Source organism: Pantoea sp. CTOTU49201, from assembly GCF_032054795.1.
Classification (GTDB): domain Bacteria; phylum Pseudomonadota; class Gammaproteobacteria; order Enterobacterales; family Enterobacteriaceae; genus Pantoea; species Pantoea symbiotica.
Window position 1 is genome coordinate 1 of the sequence record NZ_DAMBSA010000554.1, and the last position, 2,333, is coordinate 2,333.

Annotated in this window: 3 protein-coding genes; 2 read left to right on the plus strand and 1 reads right to left on the minus strand. The window is 56.0% G+C overall.

Annotated features, from left to right (window positions below; translation table 11 throughout):
- On the minus strand, positions 1-1,266 hold a 1,266-nt coding region (helD, locus tag RTY00_RS23660), incomplete at its 3' end, for a DNA helicase IV (RefSeq protein WP_312666592.1).
- 123 nt (positions 1,267-1,389) lie between these two features.
- Here helD and RTY00_RS23665 point away from each other — a divergent pair.
- Both RTY00_RS23665 and RTY00_RS23670 read left to right on the plus strand, forming a co-directional pair.
- Entirely contained in the window at positions 1,390-1,833 is a 444-nt protein-coding gene (locus RTY00_RS23665; protein ID WP_008101434.1) for a YccF domain-containing protein, read from the plus strand.
- A gap of 9 nt (positions 1,834-1,842) precedes the next feature.
- The coding region (locus tag RTY00_RS23670) for an FUSC family membrane protein (RefSeq protein WP_312666593.1) at positions 1,843-2,333 on the plus strand (491 nt) is incomplete at its 3' end.

The following is a 2,333-nucleotide window of genomic DNA, read 5'->3' on the forward strand; positions in this document are numbered from 1 at the left end:
CAGAATGGCAATCGCCTGATGAATCAGCCCGGAGAAATCGACCGCGCCCTCCTCCTTCAGCGCGTTTTTCCACGCCTTAAGCAATGGTGCCATCAGCTTGACGCGTTTGCTGAAGTTATCGCGCTGCACTTCTGCCACATCCGCGATCATTGCCGCCTGCGCGCCGCCGTGCATACGCATCAAACCCAGCCAGCGCTCCATGCGCGAAGCGATACGCTGCGCCAGTTTTTCATCCTGCCAAAACGGACCTTCCGGGATCTCCCACTTCAGCTCATCCTGCAACCACTGACGCCAGCCGCTGGCCTGCGCTTTTTTGCTATTGCACTGCTCGCGCCACGTCTCAATCAGCAGCTGTCGCCGCGCCTTGCTGTCGCTCTCCAGTTTGCTGATCACCGGTTGTTTGTTACTGCCTTCACGGATGATATGCAGCGCCAGCGCATGGAAGGTACGCGCCTGAATCGCGCTCTCGCCAAGACGCGTTTGAATGCGGTCATTCATCTCTTCTGCCGCCTGACGACCAAACGCCAGCAGCAGAATTTGATCCGGTTGCGCCAGCTTACGTTTCAGCAGCCAACCTGCGCGCGCCACCAGCACCGAGGTTTTGCCGCTGCCGGCACCCGCCAGCACCAGTAGCGCGTCCTCACCATTCACTACAGCTTCACATTGCGATGGATTGAGCGGCGTGGTTTCAACCGTGGAGAAGAATTCGTGATAATCGCTGAGGATCTTACTGGTCCATTCGCGATTGCGTTGGCGGATGGCCGTTTCACCCTGATCCAGCCATTGCTGGCAAAATTCCCAGCGTTCACGGCAGTTGTCAAACTCGGCAATACGCGCGAGAGGCAACGGCAAGGCAGAAAACTGGCGCGTAATGCTCTCTTTCACCGCGCTCAGCTCACTGCGTTTCAACCAGCGATCCTGCTGCGTAAAGGCGAGGATTTCCTGTTCCAGCGCGACCAGCACCTCGGCACTCACCTCGCTCATCTCCTGGCTCCACTGCTGCCAGGCATGCTGCAAATAGTGGAAAAAGCGCTGCGTTTCCTGCCATTCAGTGCCATGCAGGCGCACCACTTTCTCGTCTGGCAGCAGAAACTCCAGTTCACCCCACACCATGCCGCGTTTGCAGGTAATGTTGAGCAACTGGTTAAACGGAATCAGATATTCATGGCGATCGCCACTGACTTCCACGCCGGCGGCCAGCAAGCGCACCCGATTATAGGGATGCTGTGCCAGACGTTTACCCATTGATGTTGCTTTCAGTTCCATGTCCGCACCGTCATGTGGAATTCGATATCGCGCAGTTTACCTGTCAGACTCTTGGCGCTCCAGCCTTAAAAAGAGCTAAACTTGGCGCCACATATTGCGGATTGCAAAAGGAAAAACACGTTTATGCGTACCGTACTTAATATTCTTAATTTCATTCTCGGCGGCTTCTTCACCACTCTCAGCTGGCTGTTCGCCACATTGGTGAGCATCGTACTGATTTTCACGCTGCCGTTGACGCGCTCCTGCTGGGAAATCACCAAGCTGTCTCTACTGCCCTTTGGCAACGAAGCGGTGCATGTCGATGTCCTACGGCCCGACAGCAAAAGCCATGTGATGAATACCGGCGGCACCTTCCTCAACATCTTCTGGCTGATACTGTTTGGCTGGTGGTTATGTCTGGCGCATATCTCGGCCGGTATCGTGCAGTGTCTGACTATCATCGGCATTCCTGTTGGTATCGCCAACTTCAAAATCGCCGCGATTGCGCTGTGGCCAGTCGGCCGTCGCGTGGTCTCCGTTGAAGAAGCCCAGGCCGCGCGTGAAGCCAATGCGCGTCGCCGTTACTGAGGCCGTTCAATGATTCATGACGCCTTGCCAGGCTGGCGACGTTATCTGTTTAACAGCAGCCTGCGCTATTTGCTGCGCATCTTCTTTGCCTTAACCGGATGCGCGGCGGTGCCGTGGTGGCTGCACAAAATCGAGTGGACCATTCCGCTGACGCTGGGTGTAGTCGCTGCGGCGCTGGCGGATCTCGACGATCGCTGGATTGGGCGTGTGCGCAATCTGTTGATCACGTTAGTTTGTTTCTGTATTGCTTCGGTGTCGGTGGAACTGTTGTTCCCCCATCCGTGGGCGTTTGCTCTGGGCCTGGCGCTTTCCAGCTGGGGCTTTATTTTGCTCGGTGCGTTGGGACAGCGTTATGCCACCATCGCCTTCGGTGCGCTGCTGATTGCGGTTTACACCATGCTGGGCATCGGCTTGTTCCCGCAATGGTGGATGCAACCAGCACTGCTGTTGATCGGTGCTCTTTGGTACAACTTGCTGACCTTTATCGGTCATTTGATGTT